Source organism: Niveispirillum sp. CC-CTL257, from assembly GCF_059489915.1.
In genome coordinates this window covers 641,224-658,661 of the sequence record NZ_JCAJXE010000001.1, presented here as the reverse complement: position 1 = coordinate 658,661, position 17,438 = coordinate 641,224, and the positions used below count along the sequence as shown (strand labels likewise).

Below are 17,438 nucleotides of genomic sequence, written 5' to 3'. Positions count from 1 at the left end.
TATGCTGACGATATGAGCGATCTGTTTACCGCGCCAAAACCTGAGACCGACGCGCCCCCGGCCCGTACCCTGACGCGGGATACGGGCTGGATCGGGTTGCTGTTGGGCATGGCGATGGTCCTGTCGCTGGCGGTCATCATCTTCATGCAGCTGTACCAGGACCGGGCCAATGCCCGTGCCCAGGCGCAGGAAGCGGCGGTCAATCTGACCGGTGCCATCGCGCGCGACGTGTCGCGCCATGTCGATCTGTTCCGCTTCGTCCTGTCGTCACTGCGCGAAACGGTCAGTTCGCCCGATTTCCAGCAGGTGCCAGACCATATGCGCGATATGGTGCTGTTCTCACACACGGCGGCGCCCAAGGCCCTGGGCGTGCTGTTCGTGACCGACGAGAACGGGATCATCAGCGCGGAATCGGGCGGCAACGACATCAAGGGCCAGAGCCGGGCCTGGCGGCCCTACTTCGCCTATCACCGCGATCATGATGATCCGTCGCTGCTGATCTCCGGTCCCATGATTTCCGCCACGACAAAGGACCCGGTGATCGTGCTGTCCATGCGGCTGAACCGGCCGGATGGGTCATTCCGGGGCGTCGTCGTCGCCTCCATGCTGCTGACCTATTTCGATGGGTTGCTGACGGATCTGAAGCTGGAGAATGGGGCGACACTGACCCTGTTCCTGGACCATGGCGTGATCCTGGCCAGCCAGCCCGCTGATCCCTTGGCCATCGGCCGCGACCTGCGCCAGGACCCCAATATGCAGGCCGCCATCGGCAAGCCCCTGTCGATCTATGAAGAAAGCGGAACGCCGGATGGCGACCGGCTGGTCGTGTCAACCGCCGTGGCGGATTCCACCATGCGGGTCAATCTTTCACAGCCGCTGGACCTGATCTACGGGCATTGGTGGATGAAGGCCTGGACCATCGGCATCACGGCACTACTCCTGATCACCGGCATCATCACCCTTATCCTGCTGGTCCACCGGGAAAGCCGCCGGCGCGCGCGGGCACAGCTGCTGCTGGCCGAGGCCAATGCGCAGCTGGAGCGGATGGCGACCACCGATCCCCTGACCGGCATTGCCAATCGTCGGGTGTTCGACGACATGCTGCGCCGGGAACAGGCGCGGTCGTCGCGCGTGCCGCATGATGCGGCGGTGCTGATGATCGATATCGACCTGTTCAAAAGCTTCAATGATACCTACGGCCACAGCGCTGGCGACGCCACCCTGCGGTCGGTCGCCCTCGCCATCACGCGCACGGTTGCGCGCGGCGGCGATCTTGCCGCCCGTATCGGCGGAGAGGAATTTGCCGTGCTCCTGACCCAGACCGACAGGGTCGGTGCCCATGTCGTGGCGGAGCGTATCCGGGAAACCGTGGCCGCCCTGGGCATCCGCCACAGCGGCAGCCCCCATGGCCATGTCACTGTCTCCATCGGTCTGGCCACAACCGGTCTGGACCCCATGCCCGCCAGTTTCAGTCTGGTCCTGGATAGTGCTGACGAGGCGCTGTACATCGCCAAGGAAAATGGCCGCAACCGGGTGGAGGTTGCGGTCCTGACCGAGGTCGCGGCGTAGTTCGCCCTTCAGCCGGCAATGGACTGATAGCGCAGGAAATGGATGCGCGCCTGACTGTAATCGCGCACATCCAGCGCCTCAAACCCCGGTGGCGAGGCGAAGGCGTCATCGGCCCCCACCTCCACACAGACCAGGGCACCCGGCGCGATCCAGCCGGCCCGCGACAGGCCCGTCAGGGCCGGTGGCGAGAGGTCCTGACCATAGGGCGCGTCCAGAAACACCAGACGGGCCGCGAACGGGGCCGGTGGCGGCTTGGCGGCGTCACCCAGGATGAAGCGGCACTGCGCCCCCTCCCCCAGCATTTCTGCGTTACGGCGCGCAACATCCAGCGATGACCGCGCCTTGTCCAGCAGGGCCGCCCGCGCAGCACCATGCGACAGCGCCTCCAGCGCCAGAGCACCCGTACCGCAGAAGGCGTCCAGAACGTCCGCACCGTCCAGCACGTCGCTGCCATCCTCCATCCAGTCGCCATGCGACAAGATGTTGAACAGCGACTGGCGGGTGCGGTCGCTGGTCGGGCGGACGTCACGACCCGCCGGCGTTTCCAGCCGGCGGCCGCGATGCTTACCGGCGACGATCCGCACGCGGCGCTCCACCCTTCGGGGCCGGCATGCCGCCGCCGCCATTGTCGGTGGCCGGACCCTTGGCGGGCGGCTTGGCCGGGGCGGCACTGCCGGCGCGCTTGGGTGCCGGCTTCGGTCCACGGCGGGCGGGGGCGTCATCGTCGGGAATGTCGGCACCGGCAAGCGCGCGGTCCAGCTTGGCGACGGCGCGGCGCGCGCTCTCGCTCAACTGATCCCCCGCCCCACGGCGGGCGGCCTTGGGTACTTCGGCTTCCACCCGCGACGGCGGGGCCGTGCGCTTGGGCGCGGCGGCGGACGAAGAGGAAGCCTTGCGGCCCCCGCCCATCAGGCGCTCCACACTGTCGCGGGCCTTGGCGGCGGACGGCTTGGCCTTGCCCTTGGTGGCGCTGGATGGGGCAGCAGCGGCCATGGCCTTGGGCAAGCGGTCATAGCGCATGCGTGGGACCGTGCCCGCTCCCGGCTTGGCCGCAGGGTCCGCGGGGGCCGGCTCTTCCTCTGCGGGGAAGAAGTCGGGCATCTGGTCGCGCAGCACGCGGCGCGGCACTTCCTCCACGCCACCGGGGTCCAGCTTGCCCAGCTGGAACGGGCCATAAGCGATGCGGATCAGGCGGCTGACGGGCAGGCCCAGCCATTCGAAGACGCGGCGAACCTCACGGTTCTTGCCCTCGCGCAGGCCCACGGTCAGCCAGGAATTATAGCCGACGGTGCGGTCGATGATGGTCTCGATCGGGCCATAAGCCAGCCCCTCGATAACCACCCCTTCTTCCAGCTTGCGCATGGTTTCCGGCGTCGGCACGCCATGCACGCGGATGCGGTAGCGGCGCAGCCAACCGGTGGATGGCAGTTCCAGATGCCGGGCCAGCGCCCCATCATTGGTCAGCAGCAGCAACCCTTCGGATGCCAGATCCAGCCGCCCGACGGAAATGACGCGCGGCATGGTATGCGGCAGATGGTCGAAGACGGTGGCCCGCCCCTTCTCATCGCGCGCCGTCGTCACCAGCCCTTCCGGCTTATGATAGCGCCACAGGCGGGTGGGTTCCGGCTCGCCCACCATCTGGCCATCCACCTGGATACGGTCGCCATCGCGGACCAGGAAAGCCGGGCTTTCCAAGGTCACATTGTTCACGCGGACGCGGCCTTCGGCGATCCAGCGTTCGGCATCGCGGCGGGAGCAGACGCCGGCACGGGCCAGGCGCTTGGCAATGCGTTCACCCCCGGCAAGCTCGGGCGCGGCATCAAGGTCGGTTTCGTCGGCAACGGCATCAACCGGCACCTGACGCAAGGGGTCATAGCTGTTCTGGGACATGGGCGCGGAGATTACGCGTGAAACAAGATTGCCGCAAGCCACCCCCCGCCTTGACGGGCGCGACCGTCCCATGCAGCCTTGCGCGCATCATGACCGACACGCCCCCCCTCTCCACCCCCATGGACCTTGCCTTCGCCGAAGCCGAACAGGCGGCAGCGCGGGGGGAGGTGCCGGTGGGGGCCGTCGTGGTGGACCCGGCCACGGGCCGGGTGCTGGGTTCTGCCGGCAACCGGACGGAGGAACTGTCCGACCCCACCGCCCATGCCGAGGTCCTGGCCATCCGGCAGGCCGCATCCGCCCTGAACAGCCCACGCCTGCCCGGCCTCGACCTGTATGTCACGCTGGAACCGTGCGCCATGTGCGCCGGGGCCATCAGTTTTGCCCGGCTGCGGCGGGTCTATTTCGCGGCCTATGATCCCAAGGGTGGGGCCGTGGACCATGGCCCCCGCTATTTCCAGCAGCCGACCTGCCACCATGCGCCCGACGCCTATGGCGGGTTCGGGGAAGCGCGGGCGGCGGCATTGCTGCGCGATTTCTTCAAGGACAGGCGATAGGAGAGTGACCATGACGACCGCCCCCTTCCCCACCGTCGCGGTGCTGAACGATCCCGGCCCGGAGGCTGAAACCTACCGCCCCGCCGCCGACCGCATCCTGTCCGGCGACCCGGTACAGACGGTCAGCAACCGCTTCAGCAGTGCCGATGGCCGCTTCAATTGCGGCATCTGGACCGGTGCCGTCGGCTCCTGGCGTGTGGTCTTCACGGAGAATGAGTTCTGCCAGCTGCTGGAAGGCGTGGTGCTGGTCAAGGGCGATGACGGCAGCGAACGCCGGTTCGTGGCGGGGGATGCCTTCGTGATGCCAGCGGGCTTCACCGGTGTGTGGGATATTCTGGAACCAGCCAGGAAATACTACGCGGTTTATGAGTGAGAGAGCGTAGGTCAGGTCGAGCCGGAGGCGAGCCCTGACAGGTATGGATTGAAAGCCTTTTCTGTCAGGGCGAGGCTGCGCCTCGACCTGACCTACGGTCATTTATATACCTCAATCCGGCCAGCGTCGGTGCTGCCACATCCATTGCCCTGGGTCGTCGCGCACCCATTCCTCCAGTAGCGCATTCACCTGTTTCATGGCCGCCAGCGTATCAGCCTTCACATCGCCGGTACGCTTGAACTCAAGCGGCGGCAGGACCGTGACGCGGAACCGCGCCGCCCCGGTTCGCTCTACCCGGATGGGCACGGCGGGCGCGTCATAGCGCAGGGCAAGGTCGGCCAGCACCGTGCCCGTTCGCGCGTCGCGCCCCAGGAAGGGCACCAGCGGGCCTTCGTTCAGCTTCTGATCGACCAGCAGGCCGACATGCCCGCCGGCCCGGATCGCCGCCATCAGGCCGCGCGCCGCTTCCCGCCCCTTGGGCACCATGGTGCCGCCCAGGGGGCTGCGGGCGCGGGCCAGCATGTCGGCCACGAACGGGTTGTTGGGCTTGCGGAACACATAGGTCAGATGCAGGCCGATCCGCGCCGACACCATGGCGCACAGTTCCCAATTGGCGAAATGGCCCGTGAAGACAATGCCGGGGCGGTCGTCGCCGGCCAGGGCGTGGAGATGCTCCAGACCCGAAACCTCCACATGCCGGTCGAAATCTGCCGCGATACGGTCCAGATGCACATATTCGGCGAAGGTACGGCCCAGATTGTCCCAGGCCTGGGTAACAATGGCATCGACCCGCGCCGGCTCCAGCCCAGGCAGCGCCCGCCCGATATCGCGCCGCATGCGCCGCGACCGCGACAGGGGGGGGCCGATGCGGCGCAGCAGGCCGCCACCCAGGTCCGACGCGCGTTCCGGCGACAGCAAGCGCATGATTGCGATGAACAGCCAGACAAGGACGGCTTGCAGACGGTAACCGACGACCCGGTCGAACCGGCGGCGCAGGCGGCCATGGTCAGCCATGGCATGTCTCCATCAACCGGTCCAGCAGCCGTTCCACCGCCACCTGATCATCCCAGGACAGGCGGACAGGCAGCGCCGCCACACGCGACCGCCAGATGGGGGACAGGCGCATCGCGTCCTTCTCCGTCGTCACCAGCATCGCCCCCACCCCCTCGGCCTGTGCCAGCAGGCTGGACAGGTCGGCGGCACTGAACGGGTGATGATCGGGAAACGCCCTCTCCGCCACGACCGACAGGCCGGCATCGCGCAGGGTCGCGAAGAATTTCGCGGGCCGCCCGATCCCGGCAAAGGCCAGCAGGGACCGGCCCGTCAAGCGCTCGACCACCGTCGCATCAGGCCGCAGTTGGGCCGTGAATACCGGCAGCCCCCCCGCCACGGACCGCGCCGCCGCGTGACCTGGCCCGTCGCCGATGACCACCAGCGCATCCGCCCGTTTCAACCCGCCGGCCACACTCTCCCGCAGCGGTCCCGCCGGCATGACACGGCCATTGCCGAACCCGACCCCGGCATCGACGACGATCAACGACAAATCCTTGTGCAGGGCGCGGTTCTGAAATCCATCATCCAGGATGATGGCACCCACCCCCGTTTCCACCATGGCCTTGGCCGCTGCCACCCGGTCCCGCCCGACCCAGACGGTGCCAGTCGCGGCCAGCAGCAGCGGTTCATCGCCCACATCCACCGCGTAATGCAGGGCGGGATCAACCGGAAGCGGCCCGCGCATGCGCCCACCATGCCCGCGCGACAGCGACGCCGCCACCACACCGCGCGTCGCCAACCGCGCCATCAGGTCCCGCACCACCGGGGTCTTGCCGGCCCCGCCCGCCACCAGATTGCCCACACACAGCACCGGTACCGGCACCTTCACCGGCATCCGCAAACCTAGCAAAGCCCCCGCGCGCCACAGCCAGGACAGGGGCGTCAGCAGCGTCGAAAGCAGACCCGGCGGGGCATACCAGAAGGCGGGCGCACGCATCAGCCCACCCCCGCCCGGTTCAGCAGGGGCCACAGCGCCGCCATCACCCGGTCGATGGCCGTGGCATTGCGCAGCGCCACCTCCCGCGCCGCGTCGGCCTGCGCCTGTCGGTGGATGGGGTTGGACAGCAGGCCGGAAACGGCATCGGCGATCTGTTCAGGGCCGCACAGGGGTAGCAATCCACCGGCCTCCCGCATCTCCGCTGCCACTTCTGCAAAATTGAACATATGCGGACCATGGATGACGGCGCTGTGCAGCAGGGCTGGTTCGATGGGGTTATGCCCGCCCACCGGTATGAAGGACCCGCCCATGACCGTCACCGGGGCCAGACGGAAGACCAGCCCCATCTCGCCCAACGTGTCCATCAGGAAGACCGCATCCCGCGCCCCGGGCTGCGTCCCCTCGCTTCGGCGGGCGTATGACAGGCCCGACGACTTCAACAGGTCGGCCACCTTGCCCCCCCGGTCGGGATGGCGCGGCACCAGCAGCAGAAGGGCATCGGACAGGTGCTGGCGCAGCTCCACCTGCGCCGCGATGGCCATGGCCTCCTCCCCCACATGGCTGCTGGCGAAGGTCCAGACAGGGCGGTTGCCGATGGCCGCAGACAGCACGTCCAGCGCCGCCGGATCGGCTGGCAAGGGCGGGGCCGAATATTTCAGATTGCCCACGGCCCGCACATCGGCAATGCCCAACGCCGACAGCCGTTCCGCCTCCACCCCTGTCTGGGCCAGCGCCAGCTGGAACACCGACAGAAGGCGGCGGGCGGTGCGTGGAAACCGCCGCCAATTGCCAAAACTTTTGGCCGACAGCCGCGCATTGATCAGGGCGCAGGGAATGCCGGCCTGGCGGATGGCGGTCAGCAGGTTGGGCCAGAATTCCGATTCCACCCACAAAACCAGATCGGGCCGCCAATGCGCCAGGAACCCGTCCACCGCACGCGGCAGATCGACCGGAACATATTGGTGAAACGCGCGCGGCCCCGGCAGGCGCTTATCCATCAGCGCGGCAGAGGTCACCGTCCCCGTCGTGACCATGACCCCCACCTGCGACCCCAGCGACAACAGCCGATCGACGAGGGGCAGCACCGCCAGCGCCTCCCCCACCGACGCGGCATGAACCCAGACCAGCCGCCCTGCCGGACGGGGCAGCAGTGGACGGCCCAGCCGTTCATGCCGGCGGGCCGGGGCCTCCTTGCCACGCGCGGCGCGGCGGTCCAGCAGCCGGCGCACGACAGGGCCAGCCAGATGCGTCAGGCCGCGATAAAGGCTGTACAGCATGGGGGGACCGGGATCTTGGGCATCGCATGGGCAACCTAGCACGGTGAAAAGCCCAACCGCCACCCTGGGCCGCCCCTGGCCCCTCCCCGGCTGCCATGCCCGCCGCCGCCATAATTCAGCCTTGATCATTGTTCATTTTCTGAGAGTGCCTTCTGCGGCAAAGGGGATTTCTGGGCAAATAGGCCCTCAGCCCCCTTGACGTGGACGCCGCAACGCATGACCTTAGGGGCATGATGCGGGCGTCCGTGGGACGGCCCGGTTCCCCCGATTGTGGCGCTGACCCCGTCTTCCAGACAGGCACCGCCCCGGCAGTGGAGAGAATTGCGATGCGTAATGCTGTCACCCGTCACACCCGCGCCGCCGGTATCGCCGCCCTTCTGGTGGCTGTACCGATGTCCGCGCCGGCCCTGGCGGACGAAGCGGCAAAGCCCGTGAATACCTTCAAGCCGATTACCCGCGACGTGACGCCCGGCGAACGCGCCGCCGCCCAGGCCTATGCCCGCCCCGGTGCCGATGCCGCCGCTGCTGCTGCCCTGGCTTTGTCGGGTGAGAATAACAGCCGCCTGCCCGATGGGTTCAGCCTGTCGGTCAGTGGCAATATGCCCGCCTTCAGCAGCGGATATGGTGCCCGCCGGTCGAACCAGCTGCTGGGCGACGGGCAGATCGGCTATGATGCGGAGCCGTTTTATTCCAACAATCGCGGCTACTACACGCCTTACGGCTATTCCTACGGCACGCCGCGCCTGAACTATAATGAAAGCTTCCTGCGCCATAAGTATGGCGGCAACATCCTGGGCGCCCCGTCCGTATCGGCGCCGCTGGAATTCTGGGACGGACGCCGGTGACATTATGAAAGTGGGCGGCATCGCGATCACGGTCCTTTGCCTGCTGAGTTTTCAGCCCGCTTTCGCCACCGACCCGGTGGCCAATACATTCAAACCCCTGCCCGCCGGCGCCCTTCTGCCGGGCGAGGTAGTATCGCTGGACGACGCAGATTTGCGCGTGCGGGCAGCGTTGCCCCCACCCTGCACGGGACGCAGCCAGAAGGGCGCGCAGGCCGGCACCTGGATCGGCGCTGCCGTCGGTCTGATGGCCGGCATGGCGCTGGGCGACGACAATGACAGCAGCGTGACGACCGCCGCCAAGGGTCTGGCGGGGGCCGGCGTGGGCTCCACCATCGGCTATCTGGCGGGTCGCGCCTATGACGGGCCGCGTGACTGCCCCGGCATGAAGGCCGAACTGCCGCGCAGCCCCATTTCCCCCATCGCGGATGAAGTCAGCTGGGAAGAACGCCGCCGCGCGCTGGCCGGCGGACCATAACCCATACGCTTTCGTGTACGTGACGGATTCACCTTGGCGAATCGGTGTGCTAGATTCCGCGCCAGGTGTTTGGACCGGCCTGTCGCGCCGGCCTTCGTAGCGTTGGAGTGGCCGCCATGGCGATGCGCGTTCGTGAGGATTATCGTGGCCTGACGGGACCTGAAAAGGCCTCCATCCTGATGCTTGCGCTGGGCGAGGAAATCGCATCGAAGCTGTTCGCCCTGATGGGCGATGACGAGATCAAGGAACTGTCCCAGACCATGGCCAATCTTGGCTCGGTCAGTTCCAATCTGGTGGAGCGCCTGTTCGTTGAGTTCGCAGAACAGATCAGCTCTACCGGCTCGCTGGTCGGTTCGTTCGACAGTACCGAACGCCTGCTGACCAAGGTCCTGCCCAAGGACAAGGTCGACCAGATCATGGAAGAAATCCGTGGTCCTGCCGGTCGTACCATGTGGGACAAGCTGACCAATGTGAACGAGCAGGTGCTGGCCAATTACCTGAAGAACGAGTATCCGCAGACGGTCGCCGTGATCATGTCCAAGATCAAGGGCGACCATGCCGGCCGCGTGCTCCAGCTGCTGCCCGAAAGCTTCGCCATGGAAGTCATCATGCGTATGCTGCGCATGGAGGCGGTGCAGAAGGAAGTTATCGACGATATTGAGCGCACGCTGCGCACCGAATTCATGTCGAACTTGGCCCGCACCAACCGCCGCGACGCGCACGAAATGATGGCGGAAATCTTCAACAGCTTCGACCGCAACACCGAAAGCCGCTTCATCGCAGCACTGGAAGAACGCAACCGCGACAGCGCCGAGCGCATCCGTGCCCTGATGTTCACGTTCGAGGACCTCTCGAAGCTGGACCCCAGCGGCATCCAGACCCTGCTGCGCAGCGTGGACAAGCAGAAGCTGGCCACCGCCCTGAAGGGCGCGTCGGACACACTGAAGGACCTGTTCTTCACCAACATGTCCGAACGCGCGGCCAAGATCATGCGCGAGGATATGGGCGCCATGGGCCCCATCCGCCTGCGCGACGTGGACGAGGCGCAGATGTACATGGTGCAGCTGACCAAGGACATGGCCGCGCGCGGCGAAATCGTCATCGCAAGCGGCAAGGGCGAGGACGAGTTGGTTTATTGATCCCGGCCGCCGAACTTACCGATCCGGGGGCGGCGGCACGCGCCGGGGCACGCGCGCTGCTGCACGCACCGCCGGTTAATGCTCTGGCATTGCTGTCCTTTCTGGGGGAGGCGCTGTCCCATACGCCCGGTGATGATATCCAGGCCCTATTGGATCTTGCTGACCTGTTGCTGGCCACCGGCCAGAATATCGCCGTCCTTGAGAAGTTGAGCGCTAGGGCGCGGCATCACCAGGGCCGCACACGGGCCCTCGTGGAACTGCGCCTGGGCCATGCGAACCGCTTAACAGGCAATGAAATTTTGGCTCGGCGCCATTATCAATCCGTGGCGGCCCTGGCCCCCGATATCCCGCTGGATCAGTGGCCGCCCGGCACCGGCGGAAATCCGCATGACGATGTCCAGGGTCTGTTCAATGTCTTCGCGGACCGCTTCGACAGCCATCTGGCCGGTACGTTACGCTACACTGTACCGGAATTGATCGGTGATCTGCTGAAAGAGATGGGAACCGGTCACGCCCTTGACATCCTTGATGCCGGGTGTGGTACCGGGCTCTGTCAACCCGTTCTCGGTCCGCGCGCGGCGCGGCTGGATGGATGCGACCTGTCGCTGAACATGTTGGGAAAGGCGCGGGAGCGGGGGGGATACAGCCATCTCTGGTGGTCTGATCTCCTGGAGTTCCTGCCCTGCCAACCGGACAAGTGGCAGATGGTCGTCGCTGCCGATGTGCTGATCTATATGCGGGACATGGACGCGGTGTTCCGGCATGTCACCACCTCCCTGCGGGCGGGCGGGCAATTCATCTTCAGCCTGCTGAGCACGGATGGCGGCGATATCGAACGGCGACCCGACGGGCATTACCATCATGGCGACGCCTATATTCAGGCGCTTGCCAAGGCCAATGGCCTGTCCGTGCGCTCCTGGCAACGAATCATCCCCCGGTATGAGCAGGGTGTACCCCTGGATGGTCGGCTGGTGATGTTGCAAAAGCCCTGAACGAAAAAGGCCGGCATCGCTGCCGGCCTTTTCATTGAGTAGGGCCCGGATCACGTATCCAGGAAGCTGCGCAGCTTGCGCGACCGCGACGGGTGCTTCAGCTTGCGAAGCGCCTTGGCCTCGATCTGGCGGATACGTTCGCGCGTCACGCTGAACTGCTGCCCCACCTCTTCCAGGGTGTGGTCGGTGTTCATGCCGATGCCGAAACGCATGCGCAACACGCGTTCTTCACGGGCCGTCAACGTAGCGAGTATACGGGTCGTGGTCTCGCGCAGGTTCGCCTGGATGGCGGCATCCAGCGGCAGAACGGCGTTCTTATCCTCAATGAAATCGCCCAGATGCGAATCTTCCTCGTCGCCAATCGGCGTCTCAAGGCTGATCGGCTCCTTGGCGATCTTCAGGACCTTGCGGACCTTTTCCAGCGGCATCATCAAGCGTTCGGCCAGTTCCTCCGGCGTCGGCTCGCGTCCGATCTCGTGCAGCATCTGACGGCTGGTGCGCACCAGCTTGTTGATCGTTTCGATCATGTGCACGGGAATACGGATGGTGCGGGCCTGATCGGCGATCGAACGGGTGATCGCCTGCCGAATCCACCAGGTGGCATAGGTGGAGAACTTGTAACCGCGCCGATACTCGAACTTATCCACGGCCTTCATCAGGCCGATATTGCCTTCCTGGATCAGATCCAGGAATTGCAGGCCACGGTTCGTGTACTTCTTGGCGATGGAGATCACGAGGCGCAGGTTGGCCTCCACCATCTCCTTCTTGGCGCGGCTGGCTTCCTTTTCGCCCTTCTGCACCGTGGAGACGATGCGGCGGAATTCGCCGATGGGCAGACGGGCCTGACTGGACACTTCCGCGATGCTCTCACGGACGCGACCCACCTCATAGGATGAACGCTCGGCGAACTTGGCCCAGGCCTTGGAGATGCTCTTGCAGCGGTCCAACCATTTCGGGTCCAGTTCCGACCCGTAATAATGCTGCAGGAAATCTTCGCGCTTCACCCGGCAATCGGTCGCCAAACGCAGCAGACGGCCTTCATAACCCAGCAGCTTACGGTTCAGGGCATAGAGCTGTTCGACCAGCTGTTCGATACGGCCATTGTTCAGGCGCACAGAATTGACCAGCTCGGTCAGTTCGGCCTTCACCTTGTCGTACTTCTTGTCGGAACCCTTGGGCAGTTCCTGGCCGCTCTGCAGCAGGCTCAGGCGCTCTTCCTGCATCTTGTGCAGGCGCTCATAGGTTTCCTCGATCTTGCCGAAGATCTCCAGCACCTTGGGCTTCAGCTCGGCTTCCATGGCGGAGAGGGAGACATTGCCCTCCTCTTCACCCTCGCCTTCGGCGGCGGGACCACCTTCACCCTCGGGACGCTCAGCTTCCTCTTCCTCACGCTCGACGGCGGGGCCGTCCAGCGCTTCGGGCGGCAGCTCCCCGGCCTCCGGGTCCACGCCATAGGAGGCGTCGAGATCGATGATGTCGCGCAGCAGCATCTTGCCGTCCTGCAACGACTGATGCCACTCGATGATGGCCTGAATGGTCAGCGGCGATTCACAGATCGCGCCGATCATCATCTCACGACCAGCCTCGATGCGCTTGGCGATGGCGATTTCGCCTTCGCGGCTCAGCAGCTCCACCGACCCCATTTCGCGCAGATACATGCGCACGGGGTCGTCGGTGCGGCCGATATCGTCATCGTCCAGGTTACCGGACTGACGGCCTTCGCCTTCACCCTCGCTACCGCTGCTCTCGTCGGCTTCTTCGGCTTCGACGACATTGATGCCCATCTCGGACAGCAAGGCCATCGTATCTTCGATCTGTTCGGACGAGGAACTGTCCGGCGGCAGGGCCGCGTTGAGTTCGTCATACGTGACGTACCCGCGCTCCTTGCCGCGCGCTATCATCTTCTTGACGGCAATGGCCATGCCGTCCATCAGAGGGCCATTGGCTTCCTCTTCCCGCTGCTCCGACACTTCTGCCGTCTGCGCCGCTTTCGTCGCCATTCGTTCGCTGCCCCCGCACTCTTAAGGCTGCCACCGGTAAACGCAAATGGACGACTCGGGCAAGGGCCCGGCCATCCGACGAAACTCTTCCTGGCTATAACTTTGGCAAGAGGCTGGAAACTGTGTTCGCCAAGACACAGTTTTGCAGGACGAACGCGTCGCGTGACGCCCGAATGCTCGGCCGCCCACCCATCATCCGTCCCTTTCCGTCAGGTCATCGGCATGGCCCCGGAGAATCAGCAGCTCCCGTTGCAGCGCGCGTAATCGTGCCAGATCATCCTCACTGAATGTCTCGGCAAACCGTTTCTCGGCATCGCGCAGCTCGCGTTGAAGCAACCCATCCTCAGAACTCAGCCAAACCTCCTGCCAGCCACTCTTCGCGGTTTCGAACGACGCTCCTGGTTGCGCGAATTTCGGCATGTCCGCACTCAGCAGACTATCCAGCGTCTCGGAAAAACCACGACCAGACAGGTGGCGTCTCAAAGCCTCCGCGTCAAGTGCTGATTCGGCGGTGAGGCATGCGACAAGCGCTTGGCGCAGCGCCTCCATCTCGCCATCGGCGAATTCCGCGCCCGCCAGAATCTCCCCCACATCCTGAAAAAGCTCGGGATGGTGGACGATGGCCAGCACCAGATAGCGTTCGCGCCGACGCGGTTCGGTCCGCAGGGTGCCGGACCGGAAACGGCTGTCCCACAGGCGGCTGACCGGTACATCGCCGGGCTGAAGCCGGCGCGGGCGCGCTCCGCCCCGGTCGCCGCCAGCCCCGCCAAACCCGCCCCCACTGGCCCGGATGGCGGCGCGCAGCTTGTCGCGCAGGACGGAGCGGTAGCTGTACTGCACCGACTTGTCGGTGACCTTATCCATCATCTGGTTGATGCCGGTTTCGATCCGCAGGCGACCATCCGCCGTCTTCGGGTCTTCGCCCTGGCGCACCATCTCCCAGATGAAATCCTCCAGCGACAGGGCGCGGTCCAGAATGGCGGTGAACGCATCCGGCCCGCCCGACCGGATCAGGCTGTCCGGGTCTTCCTTGTCGGGCATGAAGGCGATGCGGACGGTGGCGTCGGGCACCAGAATGGGCAGCACCCGTTCAACGGCGCGCTGCGCCGCCCGCCGGCCGGCATTGTCGCCGTCAAAGCACAGGATGGGGTTCCGCTGCCCCTCCGGCGCCAGCTTCCACAGGACCTGGATCTGTGTCTCCGTCATCGCCGTGCCCAGGGGGGCCACCGCCCCCTCAAACCCCGCCTGAACGCAGGAGATGACATCCATATAGCCTTCGGTGACGATCAGTCGCTGACCGTCCGCCGCCGCCTGCCGCGCGCGCGACATGCCGTAGAGCAGGTTGCCCTTGTGGAACAGCGGGTTCTCGGCAGAATTGATATATTTCGGCCCGTCACCTTCCAGCACGCGCCCACCGAACGCCACCACCTGCCCCCGTCGGTCGGTGACAGGGAACATCACGCGGTTCCAGAAGAAGTTACGGATGGGCCGCCCCGGCTCGGCCCGCTTGAACAGGCCGACCTCCACCATGTCGGCCTCGCTGTACCCGGCCTCCAGCAGCAGGGCGCGCAGCGGCCCGCCCTCCTGCGGGGCGTAGCCTAGACGGAAGCGGGCAATCCCCTCCTCATCCAGGCCGCGCCGGCGCAGATAATCCAGCGCATTGCGCCCGCTGGGGCTGAACAGCTCGCGCTCATAATATTTCGTGGCGCGTTCGACCAGATCATAGAGCGACTTCTGTCGCTCATATTGCTGGCGCTCCTGCGGGCTGGCCTGCGGCACCTGCAAGCCCGCCTCGCCTGCTAAATGTTCAACAGCCTCCATAAATGATAAGTTATCATGGCGCATAACAAATCCAACTTGGTCGCCATGGGCCCCACAGCCAAAGCAATGAAAGAAATTCTTTTGATCATTTACATAAAAACTAGGCGTCTTTTCATTGTGGAAGGGGCACGGGGCTTTGAACTCCCGGCCTGCCCTTTGCAGGCGCATGCGTTTCATCACCACTTCCGACACGGAAAGGCGGGAACGCAACTCTTCCAGGAACTGCGGCGGCAGGGCCATCGGGGCTGATATCTCAAAGGCTTCGGGTGCGGGTCAGCCGGGGAGCATATCCCAGGCGGTGGCCCCAACGCCACGCGCACCGGCATCCATCCCCAGATGGCCCCGTGATTCACAGCCTGTGGATAAGTCCAATTTGGTTCGAAATTCGTCGGTACGGAGATTGCTTGCCCTTGGAAACAAAGTTTCCCGCACGAAGGGCATGCGCCATGAATATCAGCTCCATGTTCTCCTCCTCCGCGATCCTGTCGCGGCTGCAGGTGAAGTCACCCGCCAGCACGCAGACCCCGGCCCCCGCTGCCAAGACGGGCACAGCACCACCCGATCCGGCGGCCCAGCAGAAGGAGGAGATGGCAGCGCTGAAGAAGGAACGCGAGGCCTATGACGCCGCGCGGAACAATGAAATCCAACGCCGGCAGCGGGAATTCGAGATGACCCATGGCCGTAAGTACGGCCAGGACGGCGACCCGCCGTTGGCCTTCCAGATGGCCCTGCCGGCCAATGAACGCGGCTATCTGCCCTTTGTCCCCGCCGACACGCAGAAGGCCATCGACGCCATCACGGACAAGTACCGCAACCAGGAAAATCTTGCCCCCATGTGGGCAGAATTGACCGCCATGGGCCTGAACCCGGATCAGCTGACCAAATCGGCAAAATATTTCATCTCCCTGGATGGCCGCATGGTCACACGGGAGGACGCGTCCAAGGGCGTGGACATCAAAGTGTGAGGATGGCGAAGTCAAACCACCCTATCCCAGCAGCACGATCCCATAATCGCCGATGATGCGGAAACCCAGCGACAGGTAGGCCCGGCGGGCTGGCTCATTCTGTTTGCCGGTGAACAGGACAGCCGTGTCGGCCCCGTCATCCCGGGCCGCCAGCAGGGCACCGGCCACCACGGCCCGTGCCAGCCCGCGCCCGCGCAGCAGTGCCGGCGTCCAGACCCCGCCGATCTGCACCGTGTCGGGGATGCGGGCATTGTGGGTTGCCATGGACAGCGGCACGCCATAGGCACCGGTGACCACAAACACGTCGTCCGCCGCGACCCAGGCACCGACATCGGCCGCGGCACGGGCGCGCAGCCCGTCACTATCCGCCTCTCCCAGCGTTTCAACGCAGTAGCCGACGCGCCATGAGGACAGCAGCGGCACATCCCCCGCCACGGCCCGCCGCCAGGACAGGCCGCCATCGGTCAGCAGCGCCGGTACCTTCAGATCGGACAGGGACAGGTCGAACAGATCCTCGGCCCCGTCTTTCAACAGGGGCCGGTCCGGGAACAGGGTTTGCACCGCGCGCACCGCCGGCAGCGGCCCGATAATCCCGGCCACCGCCCGGTCGCCCGCCGCCAGATGAAACCGCGCGAGTTCAACGGCAATGTCCGGTTCCGCCTGGATCAGCAGATTGCCGTTCCAGGCATGGGAGACCACGCCGTGGACGGCACCGTCGCCATCCACCAGCGCCGCATAGCGGGCATGGAACCGCTCTGCCCGATCTTCCAGCCCCACACGCCGCAGGTTGGAGCGCAGGAACATGGATGTCGCCGGGTGGCGGGCCAGATAGGTATCCAGCCGGCCCTCATCACCCGGCATCAGCAACCGGATGCCGGTCATGGGTTCAGTTGGCCAGCTTCTCGCGCACCAGGGCGCTGGCCTTGGTGAAATCCATCTGGCCGGCGAAACGGCCTCGCAGCTCCGCCATCACCTTGCCCATATCCTTGACGCCGGTGGCGCCCAGTTCGGCGATCAGGGCGGCGATGGCTTCGCGGGTATCATCCTCGTTCAACTGCCGGGGCAGGAAGGCCTCGATCACATCGATCTCTTCCTTCTCCTGCTGGGCCAGTTCGACACGACCGCCCTGCTCATACATGATGATGCTTTCGCGGCGCTGTTTCACCATGGTCTGCAACATCGACAGGATAGCGGCGTCATCGATACCGTCCTGGTTGCCGCTGGTGCGCGCCGCAATATCGCGGTCCTTCAACGCCGCCAGGATCAGCCGCAGGGTGGCAACGCCGCGGCTGTTCTTGGCGCGCATCGCATCCTTCAGGGCTTCGTTCAGCGTCTGGCGCAACATCGGACAACTCCAGGGGACAGGTGAAACAGCCGGCAACATTATCCAAACAGGCCGGCAGATGCCAGCGAATAGGAATGGATCGCGTCGCCGCCCAGAAACAGGTTTATGCTGGTCATTCCGCGACACCCAATGATGGCGCGTGGCAGGGGCGCGCCCACGTTGGTTGACCCCGCGCGCCCGAATGGCTAATTCACCTTCAGAAC

Annotated in this window: 17 protein-coding genes; 8 read left to right on the top strand and 9 right to left on the bottom strand. The window is 65.2% G+C overall.

Features of this window, described 5'->3' with window-relative positions; genetic code table 11:
- Positions 1 to 12 precede the first annotated feature (12 nt).
- Positions 13 to 1,569 (top strand): sensor domain-containing diguanylate cyclase, encoded by a 1,557-nt coding sequence (locus ABC729_RS03245; RefSeq protein WP_495606219.1) that lies wholly within the window; start codon positions 13 to 15, stop codon positions 1,567 to 1,569.
- 8 nt (positions 1,570 to 1,577) lie between these two features.
- On the opposite strand, the gene ABC729_RS03240 is transcribed toward ABC729_RS03245, so the two are convergent.
- Positions 1,578 to 2,153: an RsmD family RNA methyltransferase gene (locus ABC729_RS03240; RefSeq protein WP_495606218.1), complete on the bottom strand. Its 576-nt coding sequence runs from the start codon at positions 2,151 to 2,153 to the stop codon at positions 1,578 to 1,580.
- Complete coding sequence (locus ABC729_RS03235; protein ID WP_495606217.1) at positions 2,134 to 3,459, bottom strand: pseudouridine synthase; 1,326 nt, start codon at positions 3,457 to 3,459, stop codon at positions 2,134 to 2,136. Before ABC729_RS03235 ends, ABC729_RS03240 begins: the two co-directional genes overlap by 20 nt.
- Before the next feature lie 119 nt (positions 3,460 to 3,578).
- On the opposite strand from ABC729_RS03235, the gene ABC729_RS03230 reads away from it, so the two are divergent.
- Together ABC729_RS03230 and ABC729_RS03225 are read left to right on the top strand one after the other, a co-directional pair.
- On the top strand, positions 3,579 to 4,013 hold the full coding sequence (locus ABC729_RS03230; RefSeq protein WP_495608632.1) for a nucleoside deaminase: 435 nt from the start codon (positions 3,579 to 3,581) through the stop codon (positions 4,011 to 4,013).
- A 10-nt stretch (positions 4,014 to 4,023) separates the two neighbouring features.
- Positions 4,024 to 4,386: a cupin domain-containing protein gene (locus ABC729_RS03225; protein WP_495606216.1), complete on the top strand. Its 363-nt coding sequence runs from the start codon at positions 4,024 to 4,026 to the stop codon at positions 4,384 to 4,386.
- A 111-nt stretch (positions 4,387 to 4,497) separates the two neighbouring features.
- On the opposite strand, the gene ABC729_RS03220 is transcribed toward ABC729_RS03225, so the two are convergent.
- From ABC729_RS03220 to ABC729_RS03210, 3 genes are read right to left on the bottom strand one after another with little or no spacing between them, the layout of a single operon-like run.
- Positions 4,498 to 5,400, bottom strand: coding sequence for an LpxL/LpxP family acyltransferase (locus ABC729_RS03220; protein ID WP_495606215.1), 903 nt, complete (start codon positions 5,398 to 5,400; stop codon positions 4,498 to 4,500).
- A complete protein-coding gene (gene lpxK / locus ABC729_RS03215; RefSeq protein ID WP_495606214.1) occupies positions 5,393 to 6,376 on the bottom strand; it encodes a tetraacyldisaccharide 4'-kinase in 984 nt (327 codons plus the stop codon). The genes ABC729_RS03220 and lpxK overlap by 8 nt, the downstream gene beginning before the upstream one ends.
- Complete coding sequence (locus ABC729_RS03210) at positions 6,376 to 7,653, bottom strand: 3-deoxy-D-manno-octulosonic acid transferase (RefSeq protein WP_495606213.1); 1,278 nt, start codon at positions 7,651 to 7,653, stop codon at positions 6,376 to 6,378. Before ABC729_RS03210 ends, lpxK begins: the two co-directional genes overlap by 1 nt.
- Before the next feature lie 326 nt (positions 7,654 to 7,979).
- On the opposite strand from ABC729_RS03210, the gene ABC729_RS03205 reads away from it, so the two are divergent.
- The 4 genes from ABC729_RS03205 to ABC729_RS03190 all read left to right on the top strand — a co-directional run bounded on the left by ABC729_RS03205 (position 7,980) and on the right by ABC729_RS03190 (position 11,104).
- Positions 7,980 to 8,498 carry a hypothetical protein gene (locus tag ABC729_RS03205; RefSeq protein ID WP_495606212.1) on the top strand — a complete coding sequence of 173 codons (519 nt, stop codon included), beginning with the start codon at positions 7,980 to 7,982 and terminating at the stop codon, positions 8,496 to 8,498.
- Positions 8,499 to 8,502: 4 nt separating this feature from the next.
- The gene (locus ABC729_RS03200; RefSeq protein ID WP_495606211.1) at positions 8,503 to 8,973 is read left to right on the top strand and encodes a hypothetical protein; all 471 of its coding nucleotides are present in this window, start codon (positions 8,503 to 8,505) and stop codon (positions 8,971 to 8,973) included.
- 116 nt (positions 8,974 to 9,089) lie between these two features.
- Positions 9,090 to 10,112, top strand: coding sequence for a flagellar motor switch protein FliG (gene fliG / locus ABC729_RS03195; protein ID WP_054167087.1), 1,023 nt, complete (start codon positions 9,090 to 9,092; stop codon positions 10,110 to 10,112).
- Complete coding sequence (locus tag ABC729_RS03190) at positions 10,109 to 11,104, top strand: class I SAM-dependent DNA methyltransferase (RefSeq protein WP_495606210.1); 996 nt, start codon at positions 10,109 to 10,111, stop codon at positions 11,102 to 11,104. The genes fliG and ABC729_RS03190 overlap by 4 nt, the downstream gene beginning before the upstream one ends.
- Before the next feature lie 50 nt (positions 11,105 to 11,154).
- Here ABC729_RS03190 and rpoD read toward each other — a convergent pair whose 3' ends face one another.
- Both rpoD and dnaG read right to left on the bottom strand, forming a co-directional pair.
- The gene (gene rpoD, locus ABC729_RS03185; protein WP_495606209.1) at positions 11,155 to 13,104 is read right to left on the bottom strand and encodes an RNA polymerase sigma factor RpoD; all 1,950 of its coding nucleotides are present in this window, start codon (positions 13,102 to 13,104) and stop codon (positions 11,155 to 11,157) included.
- A gap of 192 nt (positions 13,105 to 13,296) precedes the next feature.
- Positions 13,297 to 15,165, bottom strand: coding sequence for a DNA primase (dnaG, locus tag ABC729_RS03180; protein WP_495606208.1), 1,869 nt, complete (start codon positions 15,163 to 15,165; stop codon positions 13,297 to 13,299).
- Positions 15,166 to 15,371: 206 nt separating this feature from the next.
- Here dnaG and ABC729_RS03175 point away from each other — a divergent pair, with 206 nt between their 5' ends.
- Positions 15,372 to 15,890: a hypothetical protein gene (locus ABC729_RS03175; protein WP_495606207.1), complete on the top strand. Its 519-nt coding sequence runs from the start codon at positions 15,372 to 15,374 to the stop codon at positions 15,888 to 15,890.
- 21 nt (positions 15,891 to 15,911) lie between these two features.
- Here the strand turns inward: ABC729_RS03175 and ABC729_RS03170 are convergent, their stop codons facing one another.
- Positions 15,912 to 16,772, bottom strand: a complete 861-nt coding sequence (locus tag ABC729_RS03170) for a GNAT family N-acetyltransferase (RefSeq protein WP_495606206.1) — start codon at positions 16,770 to 16,772, stop codon at positions 15,912 to 15,914.
- A gap of 4 nt (positions 16,773 to 16,776) precedes the next feature.
- Positions 16,777 to 17,235 carry a GatB/YqeY domain-containing protein gene (locus tag ABC729_RS03165; RefSeq protein WP_495606205.1) on the bottom strand — a complete coding sequence of 153 codons (459 nt, stop codon included), beginning with the start codon at positions 17,233 to 17,235 and terminating at the stop codon, positions 16,777 to 16,779.
- Between the last annotated feature and the right edge of the window lie 203 nt (positions 17,236 to 17,438).

Excerpts from the sequence above, each read along its gene's own strand:
- ABC729_RS03245 (WP_495606219.1), top strand. The coding sequence starts at position 13 with ATGAGCGATCTGTTTACCGCGCCAAAACCTGAGACCGACGCGCCCCCG.
- ABC729_RS03235 (WP_495606217.1), bottom strand. The coding sequence starts at position 3,459 with ATGTCCCAGAACAGCTATGACCCCTTGCGTCAGGTGCCGGTTGATGCC.
- ABC729_RS03230 (WP_495608632.1), top strand. The coding sequence starts at position 3,579 with ATGGACCTTGCCTTCGCCGAAGCCGAACAGGCGGCAGCGCGGGGGGAG.
- ABC729_RS03225 (WP_495606216.1), top strand. The coding sequence starts at position 4,024 with ATGACGACCGCCCCCTTCCCCACCGTCGCGGTGCTGAACGATCCCGGC.
- ABC729_RS03220 (WP_495606215.1), bottom strand. The coding sequence starts at position 5,400 with ATGGCTGACCATGGCCGCCTGCGCCGCCGGTTCGACCGGGTCGTCGGT.
- lpxK (WP_495606214.1), bottom strand. The coding sequence starts at position 6,376 with ATGCGTGCGCCCGCCTTCTGGTATGCCCCGCCGGGTCTGCTTTCGACG.
- ABC729_RS03210 (WP_495606213.1), bottom strand. The coding sequence starts at position 7,653 with ATGCTGTACAGCCTTTATCGCGGCCTGACGCATCTGGCTGGCCCTGTC.
- ABC729_RS03205 (WP_495606212.1), top strand. The coding sequence starts at position 7,980 with ATGCGTAATGCTGTCACCCGTCACACCCGCGCCGCCGGTATCGCCGCC.
- ABC729_RS03200 (WP_495606211.1), top strand. The coding sequence starts at position 8,503 with ATGAAAGTGGGCGGCATCGCGATCACGGTCCTTTGCCTGCTGAGTTTT.
- fliG (WP_054167087.1), top strand. The coding sequence starts at position 9,090 with ATGGCGATGCGCGTTCGTGAGGATTATCGTGGCCTGACGGGACCTGAA.
- rpoD (WP_495606209.1), bottom strand. The coding sequence starts at position 13,104 with ATGGCGACGAAAGCGGCGCAGACGGCAGAAGTGTCGGAGCAGCGGGAA.
- dnaG (WP_495606208.1), bottom strand. The coding sequence starts at position 15,165 with ATGGCCCTGCCGCCGCAGTTCCTGGAAGAGTTGCGTTCCCGCCTTTCC.
- ABC729_RS03175 (WP_495606207.1), top strand. The coding sequence starts at position 15,372 with ATGAATATCAGCTCCATGTTCTCCTCCTCCGCGATCCTGTCGCGGCTG.
- ABC729_RS03170 (WP_495606206.1), bottom strand. The coding sequence starts at position 16,772 with ATGACCGGCATCCGGTTGCTGATGCCGGGTGATGAGGGCCGGCTGGAT.
- ABC729_RS03165 (WP_495606205.1), bottom strand. The coding sequence starts at position 17,235 with ATGTTGCGCCAGACGCTGAACGAAGCCCTGAAGGATGCGATGCGCGCC.